The 19,705-nt window shown below is 46.2% G+C and carries 20 protein-coding genes; 6 read left to right on the forward strand and 14 right to left on the reverse strand.

Translation table 11 applies throughout. The features are described 5' to 3' along the window. Positions 1 to 9: 9 nt before the first annotated feature. From hemN to ABQ275_RS24195, 12 genes are all read right to left on the reverse strand, one after another. Positions 10 to 1,368, reverse strand: a complete 1,359-nt coding sequence (gene hemN / locus ABQ275_RS24140; RefSeq protein WP_349315708.1) for an oxygen-independent coproporphyrinogen III oxidase — start codon at positions 1,366 to 1,368, stop codon at positions 10 to 12. A gap of 6 nt (positions 1,369 to 1,374) precedes the next feature. Further along, a complete protein-coding gene (locus ABQ275_RS24145) occupies positions 1,375 to 2,085 on the reverse strand; it encodes a sulfite exporter TauE/SafE family protein (protein ID WP_349315709.1) in 711 nt (236 codons plus the stop codon). A gap of 93 nt (positions 2,086 to 2,178) precedes the next feature. Next, complete coding sequence (locus ABQ275_RS24150) at positions 2,179 to 2,616, reverse strand: FixH family protein (RefSeq protein WP_349315710.1); 438 nt, start codon at positions 2,614 to 2,616, stop codon at positions 2,179 to 2,181. Positions 2,617 to 2,649: 33 nt separating this feature from the next. Continuing rightward, a complete protein-coding gene (ccoG, locus tag ABQ275_RS24155; protein ID WP_349315711.1) occupies positions 2,650 to 4,038 on the reverse strand; it encodes a cytochrome c oxidase accessory protein CcoG in 1,389 nt (462 codons plus the stop codon). Positions 4,039 to 4,041: 3 nt separating this feature from the next. Further along, a complete protein-coding gene (locus ABQ275_RS24160; RefSeq protein WP_349315712.1) occupies positions 4,042 to 5,109 on the reverse strand; it encodes a cbb3-type cytochrome c oxidase N-terminal domain-containing protein in 1,068 nt (355 codons plus the stop codon). A gap of 9 nt (positions 5,110 to 5,118) precedes the next feature. Then, a complete protein-coding gene (locus tag ABQ275_RS24165; protein ID WP_349315713.1) occupies positions 5,119 to 5,298 on the reverse strand; it encodes a CcoQ/FixQ family Cbb3-type cytochrome c oxidase assembly chaperone in 180 nt (59 codons plus the stop codon). Positions 5,299 to 5,318: 20 nt separating this feature from the next. Further along, a complete protein-coding gene (ccoN, locus tag ABQ275_RS24170) occupies positions 5,319 to 7,463 on the reverse strand; it encodes a cytochrome-c oxidase, cbb3-type subunit I (protein WP_349315714.1) in 2,145 nt (714 codons plus the stop codon). A 41-nt stretch (positions 7,464 to 7,504) separates the two neighbouring features. Beyond that, positions 7,505 to 7,663, reverse strand: a complete 159-nt coding sequence (ccoS, locus tag ABQ275_RS24175) for a cbb3-type cytochrome oxidase assembly protein CcoS (protein WP_349315715.1) — start codon at positions 7,661 to 7,663, stop codon at positions 7,505 to 7,507. Between the two features lie 7 nt (positions 7,664 to 7,670). Then, complete coding sequence (locus ABQ275_RS24180) at positions 7,671 to 7,961, reverse strand: cupin domain-containing protein (protein ID WP_349315716.1); 291 nt, start codon at positions 7,959 to 7,961, stop codon at positions 7,671 to 7,673. Positions 7,962 to 8,155: 194 nt separating this feature from the next. After that, complete coding sequence (locus ABQ275_RS24185) at positions 8,156 to 10,594, reverse strand: heavy metal translocating P-type ATPase (RefSeq protein ID WP_349315717.1); 2,439 nt, start codon at positions 10,592 to 10,594, stop codon at positions 8,156 to 8,158. After that, positions 10,594 to 11,148: a hypothetical protein gene (locus ABQ275_RS24190; RefSeq protein ID WP_349315718.1), complete on the reverse strand. Its 555-nt coding sequence runs from the start codon at positions 11,146 to 11,148 to the stop codon at positions 10,594 to 10,596. The genes ABQ275_RS24185 and ABQ275_RS24190 overlap by 1 nt, the downstream gene beginning before the upstream one ends. Before the next feature lie 84 nt (positions 11,149 to 11,232). Then, entirely contained in the window at positions 11,233 to 11,943 is a 711-nt protein-coding gene (locus ABQ275_RS24195) for a Crp/Fnr family transcriptional regulator (protein ID WP_349315719.1), read from the reverse strand. Between the two features lie 55 nt (positions 11,944 to 11,998). Between ABQ275_RS24195 and ABQ275_RS24200 the strand changes: the two genes are divergently transcribed. The 6 genes from ABQ275_RS24200 (at position 11,999) to ABQ275_RS24225 (ending at position 16,939) form a co-directional block, all read left to right on the forward strand. Continuing rightward, entirely contained in the window at positions 11,999 to 12,595 is a 597-nt protein-coding gene (locus ABQ275_RS24200; RefSeq protein ID WP_349315720.1) for a pseudouridine synthase, read from the forward strand. 123 nt (positions 12,596 to 12,718) lie between these two features. Next, positions 12,719 to 13,594 carry a YicC/YloC family endoribonuclease gene (locus tag ABQ275_RS24205; protein ID WP_349315721.1) on the forward strand — a complete coding sequence of 292 codons (876 nt, stop codon included), beginning with the start codon at positions 12,719 to 12,721 and terminating at the stop codon, positions 13,592 to 13,594. 15 nt (positions 13,595 to 13,609) lie between these two features. Continuing rightward, entirely contained in the window at positions 13,610 to 14,098 is a 489-nt protein-coding gene (locus tag ABQ275_RS24210; RefSeq protein ID WP_349315722.1) for a gliding motility lipoprotein GldH, read from the forward strand. Beyond that, positions 14,095 to 15,114, forward strand: coding sequence for an ATP-binding protein (locus ABQ275_RS24215; RefSeq protein WP_349315723.1), 1,020 nt, complete (start codon positions 14,095 to 14,097; stop codon positions 15,112 to 15,114). The genes ABQ275_RS24210 and ABQ275_RS24215 overlap by 4 nt, the downstream gene beginning before the upstream one ends. 65 nt (positions 15,115 to 15,179) lie before the next feature. After that, positions 15,180 to 15,890 carry a response regulator transcription factor gene (locus tag ABQ275_RS24220; protein WP_349315724.1) on the forward strand — a complete coding sequence of 237 codons (711 nt, stop codon included), beginning with the start codon at positions 15,180 to 15,182 and terminating at the stop codon, positions 15,888 to 15,890. 239 nt (positions 15,891 to 16,129) lie between these two features. Continuing rightward, on the forward strand, positions 16,130 to 16,939 hold the full coding sequence (locus ABQ275_RS24225) for a histidine kinase (protein WP_349315725.1): 810 nt from the start codon (positions 16,130 to 16,132) through the stop codon (positions 16,937 to 16,939). 9 nt (positions 16,940 to 16,948) lie between these two features. Here ABQ275_RS24225 and ABQ275_RS24230 read toward each other — a convergent pair whose 3' ends face one another. Then, positions 16,949 to 17,734, reverse strand: a complete 786-nt coding sequence (locus tag ABQ275_RS24230; protein WP_349315726.1) for a tetratricopeptide repeat protein — start codon at positions 17,732 to 17,734, stop codon at positions 16,949 to 16,951. Between the two features lie 18 nt (positions 17,735 to 17,752). Further along, positions 17,753 to 19,702 (reverse strand): BatD family protein, encoded by a 1,950-nt coding sequence (locus tag ABQ275_RS24235; protein ID WP_349315727.1) that lies wholly within the window; start codon positions 19,700 to 19,702, stop codon positions 17,753 to 17,755. Positions 19,703 to 19,705: the final 3 nt, after the last annotated feature.

Raw genomic sequence — 19,705 nt, forward strand, 5'->3', positions numbered from 1 at the left:
ATCGCTTACTCAGATGACTTTGCTAAACAATTCCGATTGCGGCAACTGCCGCCACAGGCGCGCATCAAAGGCCATACAGATGTTGCGGATAAAAGGTCTTCCTTTACTGGTAACCGCTACTTTATCAGGGATCACATCCACCAGGCCATCTCTTTCCAGTTCCTGTAATCTTTGCAACCCATCTATAACGGCATCGCATTGGGTATCTGCTTTACACCACGATGTTTCAAAGGTGCACATCAGGTCATGAATATGACCGCGCAACAACAGGTCTTCTTTACTCAGCACATGACCACGAACGACAGGGAACAATCCTTTGTTGACCATCTCCTGGTAAGCCGTTACCTGCTTCTCATTCTGCGCATATGCATAGCGGCTATCACCGATAGAAGATGAGCCCAGGCCCACTAACAGCGAGGTATGCGAAACCGTATATCCCATAAAGTTACGATGCAGCTGCCCCTTTTTACAGGCGGTAAACAGCTCATCACCCGGCAATGCAAAATGATCCATCCCTATCTCTGCGTATCCGTTCCTGGCAAACAATAGTTTACCCAGTTCATACAGGCGTCTTTTTTCTTCATCTTTGGGAAGATCTGCTGTTGAATAACGACGTTGCCCCACTCCTTTTATCCAGGGAACATGTGCATAGCTGTAAAAAGAGATCCGGTCGGGCCGTAGTTGCATCACTTTGTCGATGGTGTCCTGCATGCCGCATGCTGTTTGCAAAGGCAGTCCGTAAATTAGGTCAAAGTTGATCGCCGTGAAACCTGTTTTACGGGCGTTGGCTACTACAGTTGCAACGGTATCAAAGGGTTGTATCCGGTTGATGATCTCCTGTACGCGTGGATCAAAATCCTGGATGCCTAAACTGATACGACGGAAGCCGAGGTTAAAAAGTGTTTGCAGGTGTTCCGGTGTGGTGTTGCCGGGATGTCCTTCAAAGCCGAGGGAAGCATCCGGTAATAGTTCAACAGTGCTATAGATCCCTTCCAGTAACAGGGTCAGGTTTTCCGGGCTGAAGAAAGTAGGCGTACCTCCACCGAGGTGTATTTCGCGGATGCGGGGGCGCCCGCCGAAGGTAGCTGTATAGAGTTGCCACTCTTTGAGCAATGCCTGTATGTAGGGTACTTCCACCGCATGATTAACCGTTATGTATTTATTGCAGCCGCAGTAAGTACACAGCTTTTCGCAGAACGGAAGATGGATATACAGGCTGATACCATCCTTATCGTTGGATTCCCGGAAAGATTTTTTCAGCAGGGCTTTCCATTCCTGTATGTCGAAACTGTTTTCATCCCAGTAGGGTACCGTTGGATAACTGGTGTACCGGGGAGCAGCTACATTGTATTTGCGGATGAGGTTCATGATAATTTATGTTTTATGACAACAACTTTCTACAACTTTTTCAGTGTCCGGCGACAGGACCGGACTGATATAAGGAATGCCCAGGTTTAACCCGCGCATAATGAGCAACACGCCCATGATCACAACAATAATTGGTATCAGGCGACGCATGGTGTTACGGAAACCGATACTGATCAGGTGCCCGAACCAGGTAACTGCCATCATAGCCGGCAATGTACCTGCGCCGAAGGCCGCCATAAACAACATTCCTTTTGCTATCTCACCGGTAGCTACCGCACCGGCAATACCCAGGTATACCAGTCCGCAGGGCAACAGGCCGTTGAGGAAGCCGATAGCATACAGTGTCCGGAATTGCTGCCGGCGCAACAGCGTTGCCAGGGACGATTTTATTTTTGTAACAAATATATTAGGGAGATGCCTGCGTTTGATCCAACGGTAACCGGTATACTTCAGCAATACGATCAGTAATAACAGGCTACCGGTAGCAATAGACAACCATTGCTGCAAACCACCCAGGTAAAATTGTTTTCCTAACCATCCAAATATCATCCCCAGCAATGCATAAGCACTAACCCGACCAATATTGTACAGCAGGATACCCGCCAGTTTTCTTTTACCGTCAAGATGCTGTACCGGTAATGTGAGCGCAATAGGCCCACACATACCAATGCAGTGAAAACTGCCGATGAAGCCAAGAATGAAAGCGGTAAGGATCATTTTGGAATTTTCAAATTTTGTGATTTATTGATTTTGAGATTTTGTATTCCGGGAAAAGGTTCAACAAAATCCGTAAATCAATAAATCCGTAAATCAATTAATATTTAAAAACTGTTCCTGGTAAAACGGTTTCCCGTCTTTTTCCCATTGCAACTTTACCTGGTATTGTCCTTTGCTGAGGAGGTGACGCTCAATGACTTGTTGTCCACTGTCGTTGAGGCTTAAGGGTAGTTCCACATCTTTATCCGAATCGGAAGGACGATAGAATTTTATCTTGCCGGTAATAGCCGCATGATGCAGTTCGGGAGGAAAGGTGATGGTAATGTTTTCATCCGGCCGGGAAATGGCCGGCGGTGCAGACAGCAGGTGTACATTTTGTTTGCCGTCTATTACCTGTTGATACTTTAGTTCTTCGCCGTAGTAATCCGGTGTAACCATATCTATCCTGGTACGCATGCTTTTGGTGACCAGTGTTAAAAGCCCTGCGGCAAATACTACAAACACGATGATGATCTTATGTCCCCAGTTCATGATAATGTGTTTAGGTGATTGATAGCTGTCCGTTTATTGTACAGGTCCGAGGAACGTGGTACGCATGCGGGCAATTTTTTTATGATCCTGATAGATGCCGATGTACAGGGATGATTTGCGGTTTTGTATGGCCGTTAGCGGCAATACAATAAAAAAGGTGCCTTCCCCCTGTCCTTCTGCCCTGACCCGGATCAAGGCATTTCCTATCACTTCTATTTGTCCGGGTTTATTTTCCAGTTGCAGTGTCAGTGGTATGTCCTGCGTTGTTTTGTTAATCAGTTTAATGCGGTAAAGATTAGTGATGCTATCCTTGCCCCGTTCCTGGTACAGCATACCGGCGGTACGCATGATGGTACCACTTACCGGTTTGCGGCTGGACAGCATAAAGGTGATGGCGCCGAGCAGCAGGGTGAGGATAGCGGTGTATGTTTTCAGGCGGGGTGTAAAACGGATCTTTTCCTTTTTGGCGATACCGTTTTCGGAAGTGTAGCGGATCAACCCTTTCGGCCGGCCGGTTTTCTCCATCATATGATCGCAGGCATCTATGCAGGCGGTGCAGTTGACACATTCCAGCTGGGTGCCATTACGTATATCTATGCCCGTAGGGCATACTTTCACGCACTGGGCACAGTCGATACAATCGCCGGCAGCCCTGGAATCGTCTTTACGGAACTTTCCGCGGGGTTCTCCCCTTTCGTAGTCGTAGGCTACCAGTATAGAGTTTTTATCCAGCAAAACGCCCTGTAACCGGCCGTAGGGGCATACAATGGTGCATACCTGCTCGCGGAGGAAGGCAAATACGCCATAGAAAACCCCGGAGAAGGCAATAATGGCGATAAACCCGCCGGTATGCTGAGACAAGGGTTCGGCAATGATCTTTCCCAACGCTTTGGCGCCGATGATGTAAGCGAGGAAGATATTAGCGATCAGGAAGGACAGGGCAAAAAAAGCCAGCTGTTTGCCTGTTTTACGGATGATTTTGTTGGTATTCCAGGGCTGTTGCTGTAATAACCGCTGTGCAGCGGCATCGCCTTCTATCCAGTATTCGATGCGGCGGAACAGCATTTCCATGAAGATGGTCTGTGGGCACATCCAGCCACAAAAAAGGCGGCCAAAGGCCATGGTAAATAATACAATAAAGAGAATAAATGCCAGCATCGCCAAACCGAAAATGAAGAAGTCCTGCGGCCAGAAAATAGCACCGAATAAAATGAATTTTCCCTCTACCACATTGAGCAGGAATAAGGGTCTGCCATTTATGGAAATAAACGGCAGACTAAAAAAAACACTAAAATAAAAGATGCTGAGAATGCTGCGGAGATTGTACCAGCGACCTTTTGGCCGCTGTGCAAAAATCCAGTTACGCTTCCCCTGCTTATCAACGGTGGCTATACTGTCTCTGAATGTATTACTGTCTTCCATTACTTATTCTTTTGCGCCTTGTGGCTCTTTTGGATTGGGAGGATTACTACCCTGGATAGACTTGATAAAACTTGTTAACTGTGCCAGCTGTTTAGGTGAAAAATCTTCCTGCCATGCTTTCATCCCTTTATCCGGCACTCCATATTTAATGGTTTTGAAGATTTCGTTTAGTTTACCGCCATGCAGCCAGTAGTCGTCGCTCAGGTTGGGACCTACAACGCCTTGTCCCTGCGGGCCATGACAAGGCGCGCAGCTGGCGATGAACATCTTCTGTCCGGCAGCCAGGTCATTGGCATCTTCCAATAGTTTCACATTATTTTCATCGATGTTGTTGGCTGCATTTTTCAGGTATGCTTCTTTGGCAATAGCTGCTTTTTCTTCCGCCATCGCCAGCTCCTGTAGTTGGCCGGGCGCTGAGTGAGAAATTTCTGTACGCCAGAAGTAAACAATACCGAAGCAGATACAGAAAATGAAACTCCATTTCCACCAGGGTGGCGTAGGATTATTCAGTTCACGGATGCCATCAAAATCGTGGCCCATGTCCTGTTCTGTTTCGGACGCCGCGTCGATGGTCCGTGTTTTGTTCAGCTTTTCCAGCCAGGAAACGCGGGGCTTACCCGGTACAACTGCTTTAGCCGGTTTGCGTTTACGTTTGATGCCAACGAGAAACCGCAGCACGAACAACAAAGAAATAATGACGCCGAGTTCCAGTATAATGATGGAAATAAGCAGGTAAAAACTGGAGGATGATAACCGGGTGAAATAAGGACTGGCAGTAGCAGCAGCATCCTGCGCAAACGCGCTGCTGCTGCATACCAGGAGGAGTGCCAGTGTCGCAGTTGTCACCGGCGCCTTACCGGATTCTTTCTTCATCTTCTCCCGGAAAATATCCATCGCTCCTATCACGGCATTGCCAAGAATGCCTATCGCCAGCAATAGTCCTCCTATTACAACCAGCAATACCATTGCAACAGGATCTGATAATTCTGATGGCGGTTGCGGACCGTTGGCAAGAGCAGGTACACTGCATAATAAGCAGGCACTGAGTATATTGAAAAGCTTCCTGTTCATACTATTCTTTTATAGGCTATGTATATCGTCATTATCTAACGGGATGCGGCTGATGTGATCCACCATTTTTTTATCTGCCTTGAAAGCCCACAACGAGGCAATAGCGAAAAAGATGGAGAAGATCAGTAAGGATGCCAGCGGGTAAATGCTGATGCCTGCAATTGATTCCAGGTAATTAATGAACTTCATGATCCGTGTTTTTATGAGAACTAAAAATCATTTTTGTCAGTAACTGCTTCTTCTTTGGGGGCGGACTTAATATCTTTTCCCATCCTTTGCAGATAAGCGATCAGGGCTACAATTTCCCGGTCGGGTTTAATCGGCAGCTTATCTTTTTCCAGCGAAGCCGCGATGTGTTCCGCCTGTTTTTCCATGTCTGCAATAGCTTGTTTTTCATAGCCTTCTGCATATGGCACACCCAACTTGCGCATTACATTTATCATGGCCGGTGTTTTACCTTTATCGATACGGTCTTCAAACAACCAGGGATAAGTAGGCATGATAGATCCGGGCGACATAGAAGTCGGGTCCAGCATGTGGTTGTAGTGCCAGCTGTCGGGATACTTTCCACCTATGCGGGCCAGGTCAGGACCGGTACGTTTGGAACCCCACTGGAACGGATGATCGTAGATAAATTCACCTGCTTTGGAATATTCACCGTAGCGGGCCACCTCATCGCGGAATGGCCGGATCATCTGTGAGTGACAGGTATAACAACCTTCCCGCAAATAAATATCGCGGCCATGCAATTCAAGCGGGGTATAAGGTTTCACGCTGCTGATGGTAGGAATGTTACTGTGGATCAGGAAGGTGGGTACCATCTCCAGGATGCCGCCAATAGCTACTATTACAAGACTGAATACCACCAGCTGTATGGGGCGGCGTTCTATCCAGTTGTGCCAGTGTGCTTTACCATGTGTAACGATTTCTTTAGGCAAAGGCGCTGCTTCCGCTGCTTCGTTGGCTACAAAAGAACCGCGGCGGACGGTTTTGTAAAGGTTTACAATCATCAGTACCAGGCCACCAATGTAAAGCAACCCGCCAAAAGCGCGCAGTGCATACATCGGCACAATGGTGGTTACTGTTTCCATAAACTGGTATTTCAGTTGTCCTTCTTCTGTAAACTGTTTCCACATCATACTTTGTGTGAAAGCGGCCCAATACAGTGGGATTACATAGAAAATGATACCCAGCGTACCAATCCAGAAGTGAGTGTTCGCCCATTTTTTAGAGAACAGCTGTGTAGAAAACATGCGTGGGATCATCCAGTAGAGGATACCAAAAGTGAGGAATCCGTTCCATCCCAATGCACCCACATGCACGTGTGCGATAGTCCAGTCGGTATAGTGACTGATCGCATTTACGTTTTTGAGGGATAACATCGGTCCTTCAAAAGTGGCCATACCATAGCAGGTTAATGCCACTACAAAAAACTTGAGGATCGCATCTTCCCGTACCCTGTCCCAGGCGCCGCGGAGGGTGAGTAATCCGTTGAGCATACCTCCCCAGGAAGGCGCGATGAGCATGATGCTGAATACTGTTCCGAGTGACTGCGCCCATTCGGGTAATGCCGTATAAAGCAGGTGGTGCGGGCCTGCCCAGATGTAGATAAAGATCAGCGACCAGAAATGGATGATAGACCAACGGTAAGAATATACGGGTCTGTTAGCGGCTTTAGGTACAAAATAATACATCAGGCCGAGGTAGGGCGTAGTGAGGAAGAAGGCCACCGCATTGTGACCATACCACCACTGTACCAGTGCATCCTGTACACCTGCATACCAGCTGTAACTTTTAAACAGTGTCAGCGGATATTCAAAGGAGTTGATGATATGCAACATGGCAATGGCTACCCATGTACCGATATAGAACCAGATGGCCACATACAGGTGTGCTTCCCGGCGGCGTAAGATGGTGCCCAGCATATTGGCGCCAAATACAACCCATATCAGAGTAATCGCAATATCAAAAGGCCATTCCAGTTCGGCATATTCTTTTCCGGTGGTATAACCCATCAGTAAAGTAATGGCGCCTCCTGCAATGATGGCCTGCCAGCCCCAGAAATGGATTTTGCTCAGCACATCACTGAACATGCGGGCTTTGCAAAGCCTTTGCAGGGAATAGTAGACACCCATGAAAATGCCATTGCCTACGAAGGCGAAAACCACGGCGTTGGTGTGTACGGGTCTGAGCCGTCCGAAAGTGGTAGGTGCATAGCCCAGGTTGAACTCCGGCATAACCAGTGTCAGTGCGGCCCACAAGCCCGCGAGCATGCCTATCAGTCCCCAGAACATACAAGCGTAGGCAAACCATTTAACCGTACGGTTGTCGTAATAAAATTTTTCGAGTGACATAGTGCTGTTTATTGGTTCTTTTATGAATGGTGGAATTACGTTTAGTCCTGATCGTTATCTTTCTTGTCTTCAAACAGGATGCGGTGAGCCGGAGAGAAATCATCTTCAAACTGTCCGTTTTTTACAGACCATATGAAGGCGGCCAGGAATCCTGCTGCTACGGTAAGACTGGCGCCGAGTAAAAGAATAATTACGCTCATGGTGTGTTTATTTAACCAGTAAAAACCTGGCTGTTTCCAATACCTGTAATGCATGTATTTCATTGGCCTTAAAAGTGAATATGTCGCCGGTTTCCAACACGGTTACTTCCTCATTCAGCATAAAGGCGATCTTCCCCTGCAGTACCAGTAACATGGCATCTGAAGGTGAAGTGTGCGGGGGGATCTGTTGCCCCTGTTGCAGGATCATCAGGTTGGCATCAAAACGTTTTGTTTTGAACGCCACGTAGCTTTTGATTTTATCGTTTCCTGCTACCTGCATTACATTCATAGCTTTCATTTGCGCTGGGTTTATGATGTGATACCCCTGAAAGCTACAGGCATACCTCCCCCGTTGTGTACAGACAGTCTTTTTGAGACTGCCCGTACACCCATTTCAACCGGGTCTGATACTGTGCTTTTAAGATATTACATGGTGTGTGTCATGTTCATAACAAAGGTAGTTGCACGTAAGGACGGCAGCTATGATATTGCTCAATCAGGAATATGACTTTTATCATTCATTTGCCGTAATGACCGGAGGACAAGCTTTTTGCCGCACCATTCACTGAACAGAAAAGTAACCACTACGATGCTGATAGAGCTGGCTGGCATCAGGATGGCCGCCACCAGTGGTGATAACAAGCCCTGTACCGCAAAATATAAACCGGTAATGTTATAAATCAGTGACAGTGCAAAGCTGGCGAGGATAATACGTTTGTTGGCTTTGCAAAGCTGGATAAAATGCAGCAGCAAAGGCAGTTGTTTCGCTTCCAGGATGCCATCACTGGCAGGTGTAAAGTTATTGCTGTCTTCTGTGAGCGAGATGCCGATGTCACTTTGTTTAAGTGCGCCTGCATCATTTAATCCATCACCGATCATCATCACTTTTTTTCCTTGTTTTTGAAGGGAGATGATATAAGCGAGTTTGTCTGCCGGTTGTTGTTCGAAAAGCAGGGTGGCATTGGGTCCCATGAGTTTTTGCAGACTGACGGCTTCGCGGTTGTTATCTCCTGAAAGTACAGAGAGCGGGTAGTGTTGCTGCAGCTGTTTTAATAAAGTGCGGATGCCGGTACGGTAGCTGTTGCGGATCGTAAATAATCCTGTAAGTTTTTCGTTGATGGAAACATATACCACGCTCCCATCAACTTCTTCTGTTCTGTGTGCGCCGGCAAATTCAGCATTACCCAAACGGATAAACGTTTCGTTTATCCATCCGCATACCCCTTTGCCTGCAAAGTTTTGGAAGTCATGCACTGGTTGTATGGCGGCGTGCCCGCAATACAATAGAACCGCTTTACTTAAAGGGTGTGACGATTGCGCTGCGAGACTGGCTATCATGGTTTCTTCCTGCGGGGTAAGCGTCGTGCCGAAGTAGATGGCCCGGGTGCCTGTTTTGCCGGTAAGCGTTCCTGTTTTATCAAATACGAGGTGTGTGGTATTGGCCATATTTTCGATGGCCTGCGCATTACGCAGGTAAAGCTGATGCCTGCTGAGAATGCGTAAAATATGTCCGTTGGTAAAAGAAGATGCCAGTAATAATGCACAGGGGCAGGCAATGATCAGGATGGCAGTAACAGCGGGCCAGATGCGGGCTGGTTCATAGGCAGCCCAGTAAGCTGCGCTGATGACGGCAATGGTGATTACTACCCAGGTAAAGTAGCGCCCCAGCAGGTGCACAAATGAAAGATGTTTTTCGTTTGTCTGTTTTAATTCATCCCTGTTCCATAGGCTGGTGAGATAACTTTGTGCCACCTCTTTGATGGTCAGGATCTCAATATTACCTTCCAGTTGTCTGCCGCCGGCGTATATGATCTCTCCTACGGACTTATTTACCGGCGTGGCTTCGCCGGTTACGAAGCTGTAATCTATGAGGGCTTTTCCTCTTACGATGATGCCATCGGCCGGTATGAGTTCATTGTTGTGAATGAGGAGGGTGTCGCCTGTTTTTATATCGGGCAAAGCGGTAGGAATTTCCTTTCCCTCTTTTATAACGTTGACGGCTATAGGGAAATAAGCAGTGTAGTCACGGTCGAAAGAAAGCCCCTGGTAAGTTTTATCCTGCAAAATTCTTCCTATCAACATAAAAAATACGATGCCCGACATGGAATCAAAGTATCCGGCGTTACCGTTGTAAACCTCCACCACACTGCGTACAAAGGTAACTACTATTGCCAGTACGATCGGTACATCGATATTCAGAAAGCCATGTTTTAGTCCACTCCAGGCGGATTTAAAAAACACCTGCGCGCTGTAAAAAAATACAGGTAGTGACAGTACTAGGTTCATATTTCTGAACAGGCGGTTCATGCCTTCGTCGGCGTGACTGCTGCCGGTAAAATATTCGGGAAAACTAAGCAGCATAATGTTGCCAAAACAAAAACCGGCTACACCTAATTGATAGATCAGGCTACGTTTTACGCCGGGCTTTTTATGTTGCAGGTCCTGTAAACTGATATAGGGTTCATATCCAATAGCAGCAAGTATTTCCGCTACATGTCGTAAAGAAGTTTTTTGTTGGGAGAAGATGATCGCCGCTTCTTTTTTACTAAAGTTAACGGTTACACGTTGCACGCCTTTATCGAGCCGGTGCAGGTTTTCCAGCAGCCATAAACAGGAACTGCAATGGATATGCGGAATATAGAAGGTAACGTGTGTTTGTGTATCATCGCGGAACTGCACCAGTTGCTGACTTATTTTTTCATCATCCAGGAAGGCAAACTTATCCTTTCTTACCATCATGCGCTGGTTGAGACCGGGTTGGTCATTCAGGTCATAATATTCGCAGAGGTCGTACTGGTGCAATATTTCGTACACCATTTTACAGCCGCTACAGCAAAATATTTTTTCACCCAGGGTGATCTCATTGTCTGTGCAGTCTTCTCCGCAGTGGTAGCAGGAAATTTGTATGTTGGTATTGGGTGAAGTAGCCATTAGTCAATACTTATATTGTTAGTAAGATCATCCTGCTTTACAACGATGGTATTGGCATGCATGACAGCCGGATAAAGAATGTTCTGTTCTACGTATATCCATTGTTGTAAGGTCTGTTCCATGGTATACATATCGCTGAGACATATTTTATAGGCGCTGCTCCAATGGCCCTGGATCAAGTAATTATCTGTTACCTGCCTGAGCTTTTGCAGCAGCAGCAGTATTTTTTGAAATGACTGCTGAATGCTTTCATAAGCAGCAGGCTGAATACATTTTTTACCGGTATTATGGATAGAAGTATTACGGATAACAGGAAAGAGGATGGTGCTTTCTTTGCGGATAAGCTGTATGCATTCCGCCTGCATTTTTGCAAACAATAGTTGCTGTAGATCGGCAGCTGTTGGGGTTGTAGGGTCTTCCTGTCTTTCCAGGAGGAAGTACGCCATAACCTGTTCTGCCGTTTGTTCTACCGGCAGATGGAATTTATTCACGATGATATCGCAGAGGGCTGCGGGTGACAGTTCATGAAAATTGATGAGCGCATAAGCATGCATGCAGTTAGTATTTTTGATAACACAAAAGTACCGTTAGCATGGGAGGGGGAGAATGATATGTGTCAAGGGAGAATATGATATTTATCAGTCCTGGAGGTTGGCTGTCCGCACAATTTCCTTTATATCCAGGAGGCGGATCTTTTTACCATCCAGTTCTATCATACCATCTTTTTTGAATTCGGACAGGAGGCGGATAGCGGATTCTGTGGCGGTACCAACGAGGTTCGCAATTTCATCGCGGGAGAGGCGTACACTGAGGGTGTGTCCATCTTCTTCCACGCCGTATGTTTCTTTAATAAAGAGCAGGGTTTCTGCGAGGCGTTCCCGTACCGGCTTTTGCGCCAGGTGCGTGATTTTCAGCTCGGCTTTACGCAGCTCACTGGATAAGATGCGCATCATTTCAAAAGAAAGGGACGCGTCTTTTTGCAGGATGCTGAGGAAAAGATCTTTCGGAATAAAGCAGATAGAAGAATCTTCCAGGGCGGTAGCGGTGGCGGTATATCTTTCGTTACTCAGCAAGGCTTTGTAACCCATGATATCACCGTCTTTTACCAGGCGGATGATCTGTTCACGGCCATCATCGCCGCTATGAGAGAGCTTTATTTTTCCATCATTAATACAATACACACCAAATGGGTACGCCCCTTCATGAAAGATCACCTGACCTTTCTTGTAGATGGAACATACCTTTGCTGCATCAATCAGTTCCAGATTGTCGAGTTCTGTTTTACAGAAGATAGACGAGAAACGATCCTTACAGTCTTGGCAGGACGGATTTTGACATAAAGTACCCATAATCAATTCAGCAAAAGTACTAATTTACGGGCCCTTAACCAAAGCAATTGTAGTTGTGCCGCTTAATTATTATGTAATTTATAAACCATATGAAGTGCTGACAAGGTTTACACCCGAGGGTAATAAATCCTGCCTGGCAGATTACTTCAAAGTACCGCAGGATGTATATCCGGTAGGTCGTCTCGACTACGATAGTGAGGGGTTGCTCCTGCTTACCAATGACAAGTCGTTGAATAGCAGGCTGCTGTTGCCACAACATGCGCATGAAAGAGAGTACTGGGTACAGGTAGACGGGGCCATTACGAACGCAGCTATCAAACAATTAAAAGAGGGGGTACAGATTTCTGTGGATGGAAAAATACATCGTACGAAACCTTGTTTTGCAGAAATATTTGCAGCAGAACCCTTCCTGCCGCCCCGCAACCCACCTATCCGTTTTCGTAAAAGCATTCCGGCGCCCTGGATCCGTATGATTTTACAGGAAGGAAAGAACAGGCAGGTGAGAAAAATGACGGCAGCTGTAGGCTTTCCTACGTTGAGGCTTGTCCGTTATCGTATTGAGCACATTACCGTGGAAGGAATGCAGCCCGGAGACATGGTTCAGTTGAGCCGGGAAGAGATCCACCGGAAACTGCAGCTCACCTCCTTTTGAGATTTACGGAGATAGCTATACTATCGCGCGGGAATCAACAAATGCAGGATTCCAAAATCAGGCAACCTCAAAATCAAGAAATCCACAAATTTTAACTAGGTTTGTCACCTATAAAATTCTATTATGCTGAAATCAATGACCGGCTTCGGAAGGGCAGAAAGCGCAAGAGGCGAAACGAGTATAGTGGTGGAAATCAAATCGCTGAATGGTAAGCAGTTTGAAGTGAACCTGAAATTTTCTCCTTTGCTAAAGCCTTATGAGTTCGACATCCGTTCGCTTATGCAACAAACTTTGCAACGCGGTACACTCGATGCAACGATCAACATTCGTCAGAATGGCGCTACCCGTCCGGTTGTAATCAATACTGACCTTGCCAAGTATTACTATCAATCCATCACTACATTAGCCAACGAGCTGGATCTGCCACAGGGAGATATGCTTAATGTGCTGATGAAACTGCCGGAAGTAGTAAGCCCTGCTTCAGAGCAGATGGCGGAAGAAGAATGGAAAGATGTGGAGAACACCCTGAAAGCAGCCCTCTCCGACCTGGACGTTCATCGTCAGGACGAAGGACTGATGCTGCAGGCTGATCTGCAACAACGCATAGAAAACATTGATGCCTATACGCTGAAGGTGAAAGAACTGGACCCTTTGCGTAAAGACCGTATCCGCCAGCGTTTGGAAGGATTGCTGGCTGAACATGTAGGGAAAGAAAATGTGGATGCCAACAGGCTTGAACAGGAACTGATCTTTTATCTGGAAAAACTGGATATTTCTGAAGAACTGTCGCGCCTGGAAAATCATCTCCGTTACTTTAAAGAAATCCTGAAAGATGCAGATGCTGCAAAAGGCAAGAAGCTGGGTTTTGTATTACAGGAAATAGGGCGTGAAATAAATACAACCGGTTCTAAAGCCAATGATGCCGGCATCCAGCAATGGGTGGTGTTGATGAAAGATGAACTGGAGAAGGCCAAAGAACAAGTTTTAAATGTTTTATAGCAAGGCGTATACCGTATGAAGAGATTACTCCTGGTAACAGCAGGCTTATTTTTACTGGCTGCTGCCTGCAAGCCGCCTAAAATGGATGCGTTCGAGAAGAACCTGGAAATACCGGGTCATGACTGGGCATACGATTTTAAACCGTCTTTTGAAGTAGCTATACAACCGGAAGATACTGCCGATCTGTACAATATTTACGTGAACGTGCGGCATACCGATGCCTATCCATATAGCAATGTATGGATCCTGGTAGGCACACAATATCCGGGAGACAGCACTGCCCGCGAGCAAAGGGTAGAACTGCCGTTATCTGATATAAACGGGAAATGGCTGGGAAGCGGGTTGGATGATATCTACGAACACCGTATCCCCATTCAGCAAAAAGCCATTTTCGACAAGCCGGGCACCTATAAATTTACATTTGAGCAAAACATGCGGCAAAATCCGCTTCCGCATGTGATGAATGTTGGCTTGCGGATTGAGAAAGCCGGCAAACGGCCATGATGAGAAAGATTTTCAATAAAATGCAGGAAGGAAAATCTGTTTCCTTCGTTTATTTGCTGGTATTGGGATATACCATTGCGGCCCTGATCTGGTGGGGCGTATTACTGTTCAGACAAAGCGAACAAATTACCCGCTTTGAACGGCAAAACCTCTCTTTGCGTATAGATAGTCTTACACAACCCGTAGAGCACGTGCTGGAGATGCAGCGGATCGACAAGGAGGAACACATGCGTTCTTTTAAATATTTTGGAGAAGGCGTTATCTTCCTGGTGATCATCTTACTCGGCGCGCTCTTTGTGTACAGGGCTGTGTGGAAATATATGAAACTCAGCCGGCAGCAACAGAATTTTATGATGGCAGTTACGCATGAACTGAAATCACCTATTGCAGCGGCTAAACTGAACCTTGAAACCATCCGGCGTCACCGGCTGGACGAAGAGAAACAGGCTAAACTGATAGATAATACCATTCGAGAAACCAACCGGCTGGATCAGCTTTGCAATAACATCCTGTTGGCCGCACAACTGGAAACACATAAATACCAGCTGTATAAAGAGCCGCTGGATTTTTCTGCACTACTGGAAGCCGGGATCAGAGATCTGGGCGGACGTATAGGCACACATGCTATTAATGCCAGTATTTTACCGCACGTGTGGATGGAAGGAGATAAACTGATGTTGCAGATCATCCTGAGCAATCTGGTAGAAAACGCCGTGAAATATGCACCGCGTAATACGGCTGTCAATGTAAAACTGTTTGAAGAAGACGAAGAACTGAAATTGCAGGTAACGGACGAAGGTCCGGGAATACCATTGGAAGAACGGAAACGGATCTTCCTGAAATTTTACCGCGTTGGCAATGAAAACACCCGTAAAGCAAAAGGCTCCGGACTGGGTTTATTCCTCACCGCTAAAATAGTAGAACAGCATGGCGGCTATATTGAAGTAAAGGGAAATGTTCCAACAGGTGCCTGCTTTGAAATAACGTGGCCTGAATATTCCGTGCAAACAGCGTAAATTAGATTCCGGATACGGATATAACCTATCGGTCCGCGATTTGTAGTAAAATCAAACATTAACACATGAAGGAAGCTACCAAGGCATCAATACTACTGGTGGAGGACGAGGAAAACCTCCAGGAGGCGCTGAAGCTGAACCTGGAGCTGGAAGGATATGAAGTGACAGCGGTAGACAACGGCACAGCTGCACTCAAAGCTGTCAAAAACGAATACTTCGATCTCATCATACTGGACATCATGTTACCTGAAATGGACGGCATCGCCGTATGCGAAAACATCCGCATTCAGAACAATGAAGTTCCCATTCTTTTCCTGAGCGCCAAAAACAGCAGTGCAGACCGCGTACTCGGCCTCAAAAAAGGAGGAGATGACTACATGACCAAACCCTTTAACCTGGAAGAACTGCTGCTCCGTGTTGAGAAGCTGATCGTGAAAAACAAGAAGATCCAGGATAAAGACAGCGTTCCCAATGTTTACCGCTTCGGTGAAAATATGATCGACTTTGCCGCACAGGAATGTGTAGGGAAAGATGGTAAGCATTATGAACTGAGCAAAAAGGAAGCGATGTTACTGAAACTCCTGATAGAAAATAAAGGAGAGGTTGTTACACGCGAAAAAATTCTACAGGTAGTTTGGGGGTATAACGTATACCCTACTACGCGTACGATCGATAACTTTATTCTCAACTTCCGTAAATATTTTGAAGAAGACAGCCGTAACTCAAAATACTTCCACTCTGTAAGAGGTGTGGGGTATAAATTCACGGAAGTATAATACTGCATCAAAAAACACGTAGAAAGCGCCCCAACAAAGCTTTGAAGCATTACATGCAATAAAACAAAAACGATGTTGGGGCGCCTTTGTATAAGCCCCTTTGCCACTTTTCCGCGTTTTCTCCCCACTTTCCTGTAAAAACCTGCCTCCGGCTAAATCCCCCTTTCTATTCGTAATGAATTAACCGATATTTAATGTACTTATCAGCAGAGCTTTTCAATCTCCTGTAAACCTTATGTGTGACACATTATTACAATGAAATTGTTTTTGCTGCGGGATGGCCGTACTGGCTGTTTTTTTTGTTAAGTCTCATTACCCTCGTCGTATTTTTTATCCTGCGGGAAAGAAGAATCAGGAGAGCCTCAGCGAAAGAAATAACCATACAACATACGTTGACTAACCTGGAGTTGCATGCATTCCAGGCGCATATGGACCCGCATTTTATTTTTAATAGCCTCAATGCTATTCACCATTACATTCTTACTACCAGTACGGATATGGCATCTTTATACCTGACCCGCTTTTCGCGGCTCATGCGTTTGATGATCGGTAATTTTAATAAGGAATGGGTGTCGCTGTATGACGACCTGGAGGCGCTGGAACTATACATCCAGCTGGAGCAGTTGCGTTTTGATCACCAGTTTAGTTACCAGGTAGAGATCCTGCCGGAAGTGAATCAGCAGTTTTCCCTGGTGCCGCCGTTGATCATTCAACCATATGTGCAGTATGCTATCTGGCACCGTTTGTTGCTGCGTCCGCAAAAGAGCGGAGGCCACTTGCTGATTATCATCGGCAGAGAAAATGATCGGCTCTTTATCCAGGTGGAAGATAACGGAGTGCTGACAACGGAATTACTCGATGATACCGGTGAGCGACAGGCTTCCGGTATTGATATTGCCGCCGAAAGATTATATATGATGAGTGAAAAATATCATATGCTGGCGGGTATCCAGGCACAGCAGCTGTTGGATGAGCAGCAGGAACCCTGTGGTAACCGGCTTACTATCAGCATGCAGCATATGGCTTCCCGGCAATCTATGGCAGGATAAAAGCGCCTGTTATAACCGCTTGATATAAGTACAGCTGATCCAACCACTCTTTCCATCTGCCAGTGCTATTTTGCAAAAATCTTTGGTGGCATCTGCTACATGTACTTTCATTCCTTCCTGCACTTCAAATGCATCTTTACTATTTTCGTCGGGCGCCAGTTTTACTTTGAGGTTATTATGCATGATAATACCATCGTTGTGGTCATTAGCCACCAGGTAGGTATCTACAGACATGACGAGGTATAATACAAACAAGGTTCCTATCGCATAGTTACCCCAGCGCAGGAATTTGTTTTTCCAACCCGGTAAAAAAGTATTCAGCATAACGCCGGCTATCAGCAGCCAGAAAAAGAAGAGGGTGCCGATGGCCCATGCATTGGGCGCATGGAGCTGTTGTAATTGCCGCCACCACTGCTGAAAGAATACTAACGGTAACTCCTCTACGTAACCGCTTACCTTCTGATTGGCCAGCGACAGGTTATGTTTTACGTCGGCATCATCAGGCGAAAGTTGCAATGCCTTTTCGTAGTTGTATATGGCGTTGCCGGTTTGCCCTGCTTTGTAGCAGGCGTTGCCGGCATTGAAATATAAGGCTTTCTGCTTGTTGCCTTCATTCAGCAGTTGCTGATAAGCGGCTGCAGCTTCTGTAAACTTACTTTGCTGATAGAGACTATTGGCTTCATCAAAACGTTGCTGCTGGCCTTTTTGCTGTGCCTGTGTACTGATACCTGATAGCATCAGGCTAAACAGGCCCAGGGCAAAAAAAAGTGAGGTAATATTTCTGTGATTCAACATTCTGCCGTCGTTAAATAATTAATTCTTCAGCGCATCTTCCAGGTTACTGATAATATTGACCGCCTGCGTATAAGTGCCCTGCATTTTATGATTATTATGTGCCGGTGCATATAACGCCATTTCGCAATTATCAATCAGTTCAAAGAGGTTGCTGGTATTGCTGCCGTTGATCTGGCGCGCTGCCAACTTGTCTTGTATTAATTGTTTGTTAAGGTCTGCGAATGGTATTTTCAGCTTATGGCTCAGGTATCCCCATACTGCGCGGGATGTTTCTTCATAGAAAGATTTATCCTTTCCTTCTTTCAGATAACGTGCCGCCAGCTCCAGTCTTTTCAGGGCTACTTTATTGGCGTAGCGATGTTTGAGCAGTGCTGCATTGGTGGTATTATAATCTTTTCTGCGTTTGTACAGGATGATACCTGCTGCTATGAGCAAGGGCAATAACAACAACAGATAGAACCAGGGGCTGACAATAAACCAGCTGTGCTTCTTTGTCCAGTTGAGTATACTGGTATCATTCTTCACCATATCATTTTTGCCTACGCTGAAATCGTGTTTGTTCTCCCGTACCTGTTTGCCTTGTGTAATATCGACAACGAAAGGTCCGGAGCTCAGTGTTTTATAGCTGTTGGCAGCAGGATCGAAATAAGAAAATTCCACTGCCGGAATAGTATGTTCACCTGCTTCTTTCGGCATCAGCACATATTCATACTGACGACTGCCGGAGAGCGGGTTGCTGTTTTTTTCAATATTGTCCGTCACTTTAGGATCATACTTCTCAAATCCGCTGGGGGTCTCTACTTTAGGCGAGTTGAGGAGGTTTACATTTCCCTGTCCGCTGATGGTCACTTTGAGCGTGAGGGCATCGTCAGTACTCAGTTTATTTTTATCTATTACAGCAGTCATGTTGAAACGACCAACGGCGCCATTGAAGCTCACCGGTCTGCCTTCTACCGGCAGCGGTTTCACCGTTACCTTAATGGGGCTGCTCTGTATTTTGTAAGGGACATCCTGGTATTCCACTTCCGGCCTGTTAAAGAAATCGTCGAAGAACGGATCTTTAAAAGCGGGATCATTGAAGAAATCGTCGAAGGGATCTTTAGCATGCGCGCGTTTGTTGTTCACCAATTTTACGAGGCGCACCTGGTTATCCACTTCCACCGGGTCCAGTTCCAGTGTGCCCGATTGCAGGGGGAATAAGAGGGTTTTGCGGATGGTAAACACTTTAAAAGGAATGCCATTCACCCGTTCTTCTGTGGCCTGCGGCGGATTGGGAAGCTCTATATCTTTTGCAGAAAAGCCTTTAAAAGCGGGTACTTTGGTAACGCTTGAATTTGTAGGGAGACGTGTATACAGTTTATACGTTGCCGTTAGTTGGTCGCCTTCATACAGATCCGTTTTATCAACGTCTACTTTCAGGAAAATATTTTTGCGCAGTTTCTCTGTTACGTCCTCTCCTTTTTTGAGTACGCCTTCGGGAAGATCCTCGCCATTGCCTGGCTGGCTGCGGCGTGGCGGTGCAACGGGTTGTTGTTGTTGCTGTTGCGGCTGTTGTTGTTGTGCCTGCGCATTACCTCTTTTCACCTCAATGAGTACTGGATTGGATTTCACCACATTCCCGTTTACCCGTGCCTGTGCGCCGGCAATAGTAAAGTTACCTACATGTTTGGGTTGCAGGATATAATTCAGGGCAATATATTCAGAGCGTTTGCCATTGAAAATCGATTGGCCCTGCATCTGGGAGGGGCCTTGTAAAATCTCAAAGTCTTTGAAGCTTGGAGGGATAAAGCTGCTCACATTGACGCCATTCTCCAGCATGAACTGGATCTGGAATGGTTCATCCTGCGACACAGTATTGCTGCTCACACTGGTAGTGAAGCGAAACTCCTGCGCGCTGGCACAAGCCACCAGTCCCAAACAGAACAAAACGGAGAAAATACACTTCCTTATACTAAATCTGTCCTTCATAAT

The organism is Chitinophaga sp. MM2321, from assembly GCF_964033635.1.
Lineage (GTDB): Bacteria > Bacteroidota > Bacteroidia > Chitinophagales > Chitinophagaceae > Chitinophaga.

Excerpts from the sequence above, each read along its gene's own strand:
- ABQ275_RS24145 (WP_349315709.1), bottom strand. The coding sequence starts at position 2,085 with ATGATCCTTACCGCTTTCATTCTTGGCTTCATCGGCAGTTTTCACTGC.
- ABQ275_RS24160 (WP_349315712.1), bottom strand. The coding sequence starts at position 5,109 with ATGAACAGGAAGCTTTTCAATATACTCAGTGCCTGCTTATTATGCAGT.
- ABQ275_RS24150 (WP_349315710.1), bottom strand. The coding sequence starts at position 2,616 with ATGAACTGGGGACATAAGATCATCATCGTGTTTGTAGTATTTGCCGCA.
- ABQ275_RS24180 (WP_349315716.1), bottom strand. The coding sequence starts at position 7,961 with ATGAAAGCTATGAATGTAATGCAGGTAGCAGGAAACGATAAAATCAAA.
- ABQ275_RS24205 (WP_349315721.1), top strand. The coding sequence starts at position 12,719 with ATGCTGAAATCAATGACCGGCTTCGGAAGGGCAGAAAGCGCAAGAGGC.
- ccoG (WP_349315711.1), bottom strand. The coding sequence starts at position 4,038 with ATGGAAGACAGTAATACATTCAGAGACAGTATAGCCACCGTTGATAAG.
- ABQ275_RS24210 (WP_349315722.1), top strand. The coding sequence starts at position 13,610 with ATGAAGAGATTACTCCTGGTAACAGCAGGCTTATTTTTACTGGCTGCT.
- ABQ275_RS24235 (WP_349315727.1), bottom strand. The coding sequence starts at position 19,702 with ATGAAGGACAGATTTAGTATAAGGAAGTGTATTTTCTCCGTTTTGTTC.
- ABQ275_RS24230 (WP_349315726.1), bottom strand. The coding sequence starts at position 17,734 with ATGTTGAATCACAGAAATATTACCTCACTTTTTTTTGCCCTGGGCCTG.
- ABQ275_RS24165 (WP_349315713.1), bottom strand. The coding sequence starts at position 5,298 with ATGAAGTTCATTAATTACCTGGAATCAATTGCAGGCATCAGCATTTAC.
- ABQ275_RS24215 (WP_349315723.1), top strand. The coding sequence starts at position 14,095 with ATGATGAGAAAGATTTTCAATAAAATGCAGGAAGGAAAATCTGTTTCC.
- ABQ275_RS24220 (WP_349315724.1), top strand. The coding sequence starts at position 15,180 with ATGAAGGAAGCTACCAAGGCATCAATACTACTGGTGGAGGACGAGGAA.
- hemN (WP_349315708.1), bottom strand. The coding sequence starts at position 1,368 with ATGAACCTCATCCGCAAATACAATGTAGCTGCTCCCCGGTACACCAGT.
- ABQ275_RS24195 (WP_349315719.1), bottom strand. The coding sequence starts at position 11,943 with ATGGGTACTTTATGTCAAAATCCGTCCTGCCAAGACTGTAAGGATCGT.
- ABQ275_RS24190 (WP_349315718.1), bottom strand. The coding sequence starts at position 11,148 with ATGCATGCTTATGCGCTCATCAATTTTCATGAACTGTCACCCGCAGCC.
- ABQ275_RS24185 (WP_349315717.1), bottom strand. The coding sequence starts at position 10,594 with ATGGCTACTTCACCCAATACCAACATACAAATTTCCTGCTACCACTGC.
- ccoS (WP_349315715.1), bottom strand. The coding sequence starts at position 7,663 with ATGAGCGTAATTATTCTTTTACTCGGCGCCAGTCTTACCGTAGCAGCA.
- ccoN (WP_349315714.1), bottom strand. The coding sequence starts at position 7,463 with ATGTCACTCGAAAAATTTTATTACGACAACCGTACGGTTAAATGGTTT.